Origin of the sequence: Mesorhizobium intechi, assembly GCF_002879535.1 — a bacterium.
GTDB lineage: Bacteria > Pseudomonadota > Alphaproteobacteria > Rhizobiales > Rhizobiaceae > Mesorhizobium > Mesorhizobium intechi.
Genome location: NZ_PNOT02000197.1, coordinates 1 through 5,358 on the forward strand (window position 1 = coordinate 1; position 5,358 = coordinate 5,358).

The 5,358-nt window shown below is 56.5% G+C and carries 3 protein-coding genes and 1 pseudogene; 3 read left to right on the top strand and 1 reads right to left on the bottom strand.

The window, feature by feature from the left end:
• Positions 1-119: 119 nt before the first annotated feature.
• The 3 genes from C1D09_RS16555 to C1D09_RS33805 all read left to right on the top strand — a co-directional run bounded on the left by C1D09_RS16555 (position 120) and on the right by C1D09_RS33805 (position 4,164).
• On the top strand, positions 120-1,739 hold the full coding sequence (locus C1D09_RS16555) for a discoidin domain-containing protein (protein WP_167514643.1): 1,620 nt from the start codon (positions 120-122) through the stop codon (positions 1,737-1,739).
• A gap of 151 nt (positions 1,740-1,890) precedes the next feature.
• Entirely contained in the window at positions 1,891-3,000 is a 1,110-nt protein-coding gene (locus C1D09_RS16560) for a class I SAM-dependent methyltransferase (protein ID WP_167514644.1), read from the top strand.
• 351 nt (positions 3,001-3,351) lie between these two features.
• Positions 3,352-4,164 carry a DUF2799 domain-containing protein gene (locus tag C1D09_RS33805; RefSeq protein WP_143975322.1) on the top strand — a complete coding sequence of 271 codons (813 nt, stop codon included), beginning with the start codon at positions 3,352-3,354 and terminating at the stop codon, positions 4,162-4,164.
• Positions 4,165-4,963: 799 nt separating this feature from the next.
• On the opposite strand, the pseudogene C1D09_RS33810 reads toward C1D09_RS33805, so the two are convergent.
• Positions 4,964-5,320, bottom strand: a pseudogene (locus C1D09_RS33810) (hypothetical protein); the annotation flags it as partial.
• Between the last annotated feature and the right edge of the window lie 38 nt (positions 5,321-5,358).

The following is a 5,358-nucleotide window of genomic DNA, read 5'->3' on the forward strand; positions in this document are numbered from 1 at the left end:
AGAGACTATTGTTGCGAGATTCAAGAATCCGCTAAAAAATTGGATTGGGAGTTTGTGATTGATGATTGGGTGGGACTTTTCGCAAGGCGAATATGATAATTACACATAGGGCATGCTCGATGACACAGTTGACGCAGGATAATTACTTTACACGCAAGCGCGTAATTGTTATGCGACATCGTGGTAATTTAGCAAATAAAATGATTCAGTATATGGGCGCTCTAGCAATATCTAAGCGGATCGCGAATTGCAGCATTGTTAACGTATCGATTCCGGAGTGGGATATCGAAATACCTGATAATACGCAGAACGAGCGGTTCTTTGACAACATCGATTTATGGACGTGGGACGCTTTCCGGCCTCACATCAATGAGATTTGCCTTCTTGCGAACCGAAGCGAGTCGGTACGCGTAATGATGGCCGACCATCTGCAGAGGATGGAGTTCCTTGAGCCGCCTCACCTCTATCAACCGCTTTTCCCTTACAGTCCCCCCTCGCGAAGAATCGGCGAAAGTGACTTGCTGATTAATGTTCGTACCGCTGAAATTCTTCAGGGTGTGTCCCACTATCCGCTCCTTCCAATAGAGTTTTATGAGGACGTGGTTGCCTCGACCGGGCTAAATCCGGTGTTTGTAGGCCAGCTTGGCGATTCAGAGTATGTACGACAGCTTAAATCCCGCTTCCCGAAAGCTACATTTTACGACAGCCAAGGGGCAAGGGCGGACTTCGATTTGATTCGTTCCGCGAAGAACATTGTCGTTGCAGTCAGCACGTTCTCCTGGTTGGCGGCGTGGCTTTCCCGGGCGCAGACGATCTTTCTTCCACTCAGTGGTTTCTACAATCCGGCGCACCATCGCGAGATCGATCTGCTGCCGGTGGACGATATTCGCTATAGATACTTTCTGTTTCCGTTGAACTATGGATTACCTGAGGAACAGAGCCTGGAATATCACCATCGGGTATCAGGCAGATGGAAGGAAATATCACGCAATCAGGTCGCGCTGCTGAAAACCGCCGCTCCTTTCCTGCGTGTACCGAGAGAGAATTACGACAACGGCTTGCCGACGAGGAACGCGCAGGGGTCTGCCATCACCTTCGACTCCGTCTGGTATGCCCACCGATACATCGATGCTGCAATGGAGATAAGCGAAGGGTGGTTCGAGGATCCGCTGCACCACTATCTCGAAGTTGGTAGACTTCGGGGCTACCAGCCGGTTCGTCAATTCGATGGGCAGCCTCCCATAGACCTTTCCCTGCCCAATCTGGCGCTCAACAAGCGGGCAACGCAAAGTTCGTTAAGCCGGTGGTCCATCGGATCGACCTTGGAGGAAGATGCCGGGAATGCCGTAAATGGAGATCCAGCAAAGGCGCTTGGATTTCATACCGAAAATGCCGAGAATCCGTGGTGGATGGTTGACCTAGGCGAACTGTGCCACGTGTTCGCCATTCGGCTATTCAACCGCGATCGTGTTCCTGAATGGCTGCAGCGGCGCGCTTCACCCATTATCGTCGAAGCCTCGGATGATGGTGAATCCTGGAAGCGGATTTTCAGTACTGATCCCGGTCAGATCTTCGGCGGATATAGCGCAGGAATGCCACTGGTATGGTCCTCTGGCACACCCGTGGAAACACGCTACGTTCGGATTTCGATTCCTCGCAAGGAGTATCTCCATCTCTCGGAGGTGGAGATTTACGGTCTACAGCGGCCCACGGTCGCAATCCACGGAACAGGTGAATGACGCGCCGGTAGTCGTGAAAGGAGCCGGTAGTTCGTGAAAGGAATAATTGGTTTGGTGACATTCCAATCTTGTCGCTTCGGCGGTCAATGCCGAACCGCCTTGTTGGATGGTCAAATCCGGCCGGAACCAAACTTCAGATAGGGAGCCAAACGTGATTCGGAGATCTGCAGGGTTACCGCCGCGGCTGCTCACCGCGCACGGCACGACGCTTTTCGTTGCGCCCAAATCCGGTGAACTGATGCATGGGCAGGTGGGGGACAGCCCGGCCAATGCGCGCTTGGTGTCGGATGGAGCACATGGTCAAATCATGTACGAGGTTGCTGGATCCCTGCGGCCTATCATCTGTCGAACCAACCGCTCGGAAATACTGAATATGGATGGCGAGGAGGGCGGCCAGGAAGACGCGACCGTGTTTGCAATCATGGACCTGAGCAATGGGCGAGTTGCTCTCAAGGCCGAAGGTCTATTCCTCTGTGCCGAACCTGACGGTCGGGTCACACTGTCCCGGACGGCATGCGCTACGTGGGAAAGCTTTCTTCTCGCGGAGCCTCCGTCGGTTTTTCAACCCAATGTCTTGCGGCATTCGAACGACCTTGTTCGCCTCGCCGTGAAGCACGGCGTGGATAAATGGGGATCTCACTGGTATGCCCAGCACTATCACAATCATTTCAGCCCCTATCGAGACCAGAAGCTTTCTCTTCTTGAGATTGGCGTCGGCGGCTATGACAATCCGAACGCCGGCGGTGGATCACTGCGCATGTGGGAAGAATATTTTCCCAGTGCGATCATTCACGGAATCGACATCTTTGACAAACAGCCGCACGAACGGGGTCGCGTTAAAATTCATCAAGGCAGTCAATTCGACGAAGATTTCTTGAGAAGCGTCTTCAAGGATGCCGGGAGCTTCGACATCATAATCGACGATGGAAGCCATATTAATGCGCATGTAATAAAATCGTTTGAGGTGCTGTTTCCGCTACTTAGCAACAACGGGATATACGCTGTAGAGGATGTGCAAACCTCGTATTGGCCGGAATTTGGCGGGAACAGTGACGACTTAGATAGCAACGGGACCATTGTTGGGTTCTTCAAAAGCCTTGTAGATTCATTGAACTATGAGGAATTCATCAAGCCCAATTATCAACCGACGTACTTTGACAAGCACATTGTATCCATACACTTTTACCACAATCTCATAGTTATTTTGAAGGGAAGCAACGATGAGGGGAGCAATATCCTAAGAAACAACGAAAGGGTCTGAGCTACTGGAATAATATCTCGCCGAGCGGTATTCGCGTTCATCCGAGAAAGCCAGGCTGACTGGCGTAGTCGCCGCTAGGCCGCGCGGCCCAGCTTACCCCGTGTCCGGAAACCATTGGCGGTCAAGCACCTCCAGTTCCAGAGGTCGGATGGCTCTCGAAAAAATGCGCCGAGTTTGTCGAACCTTCGCCGATGTCGATCAACATGGTACCCTGACCGTTGACCGATCGGATCCTTGGGAATGGGAGTGCAGCGGCGAGATTTTATTAGACTATTCGCGGGTTTGGCGGCCGCAGGCACAACCTTCGCGGCGCTGGCGCGTTGGGTTGGTTTGGACAGGAGCCACGCCGCCATGCCGAAGCGCGTTTCATTGACTGTCCCGCCTAAGAGCCTTCTCACCGCCCCCATCGAACTCGCAGGCAACTGGGGCCACATGCTGCCGCGCTCAGCGGAGCAAGTCGTGGAGCGCATGCGGCACGCCTGTCTGGATGGCGTCGGCCTGGTTTCCGATCGTCAGCCGACGCGGCTTCGCGTCGACGAGCATACGTCAGGCCCACCGTCCGTCTGGCTGCATCCGGACAGCAGCACCATGGCGTGGATCATTGTGGATATTGGCGAGCGCGACTGGTCGAAGCTGGCCTACCAGTTCGGACATGAGCTCGGCCATGTCGCAGCCAACAGCTGGCAGGCCGATGCCAAGCCGGCGCCACCCTGCCAGTGGCTCGAGGAGGCGATGGTTGAAGCCTTCTCGCTGCGCGGGCTGGGGCGCCTGGCGAAGGACTGGAAGCAGAACCCGCCTTTCGCCGGTGACAACGCCTTCGGCGATGCCATTGCCGGGTATCGCCAGAACATCGTCCAAGACTATACCAAGCTGGCCGACAGCCAAGGGCTCACGGCCGACGCCGCGGCGTGGTTCGCCGGCAATCGCAACGAAATCGAAATACCCGGCCTCAATCCTTTCGCCCAGGCGATGTCAGTGACCATCCTCGCCGAATACGACCGCGCGCCCGACTGCCTCGAGGCGCTGGGCGCACTCAACCGTTGGCCCGGCCGAACCGGTGTTCCCATCGCGGAATATCTCCGGCGATGGGAACAGAGCTGCAAGGAATTGCATGCCTCGTCGCAACTGCCAGTCCGCCTGCGGGAGTTATTGCGCATTCCGTAACGGTTGCCGCTCGACGCAGCGGCCGAAGACTGTGGGTCAGAACCCGCCTAATAACAGGTTGTTGCCGCCGAAAGCCCCGAGCCGGTACAGCGGATGCAAGGGTACCGCCTTGAGATGCCGGTGCGTTGGCCGAAAAGACGGGCACAAAGAACGCCTGCGCCGACGCAAACAGCGCACAGCCGGCGACAATAACCGCACCCCACGCCAGCAGCGTGCCCGGAGACGCCGCGTCGGTCATGAGGAATGAAGCAATCACGACGACGAGGCCGGCGAGCGGACCCAACGAAAGATCGACGCCTCCAAGCAGGACGACGGAGAGCTGGCTCGCGGCCAGGCAGCCGAGAATGGCTGCAAAAGTCAACATTGATGTCAGGTTGCTCTTGTTCAGAAAGAGCGGGTTCAATGTTATGACAATGGCTGCGATCGCCAACATCCCCAGAAGCAGCAAGACCGTGGGAGCGAATCGCTTCACGACCGTTCCACGACTGCTCGCACGCTCCGCGGCGCGGTCCACGCGGGCCGTTCTTGCGTGCAGGCTTGCTTCAAGAATGCTGTCCTGAGAGACGTTCTCCCCGTCGAGCTCCGAACAGATAGCGTTCTGAGAAAACACGACGACTCGGTCGCAGACGCCCGCCAGTTCCTGGGCGTCGGAAGACAGCACAACGACCGCATTCCCGCGTTCGGCATGCGATCGCAGCATCGCGTAGATGTCGGCCCTGGCGGCGACATCTACACCTTTTGTCGGTTCGTCGGCGAGCAACACCAGGGGATTGGCACCAAGTTCGCGAGCCAATGCCACCTTCTGCTGGTTCCCACCCGACAGATCCCGCATCGCCGTGGAGACCGATGGCGTTCGTATGCGGAACGATGCTCGGGCGATCTCGGCAACCTTCGACCATGTCGCGAGATCGGCCAGCCGCCAGCCATTTCTCAGACTGTCGATCCCCAAGCCGATATTTTCAGCGATCGTCAGTTCGAGGAACAGACCTTCGCGGTGCCGATCATCGGGCAGAAATCCGATTCCCCTCGCCCGGAGATTTCGCGGCGTGGGATGCTGAACCGCTTGCCCCAACATCTCGATCTCGCCGTTGGCGACGTCGAGGCCGGCAAGCGGACGAATGAAGTTGCGCTGCCCCTGCCCGTCGATCCCGGCCAGACACCTTGACTGCCTCGACCAAAGCCGCCGCCCTGCCC

Excerpts from the sequence above, each read along its gene's own strand:
- C1D09_RS16555 (WP_167514643.1), top strand. The coding sequence starts at position 120 with ATGACACAGTTGACGCAGGATAATTACTTTACACGCAAGCGCGTAATT.
- C1D09_RS33805 (WP_143975322.1), top strand. The coding sequence starts at position 3,352 with ATGCCGAAGCGCGTTTCATTGACTGTCCCGCCTAAGAGCCTTCTCACC.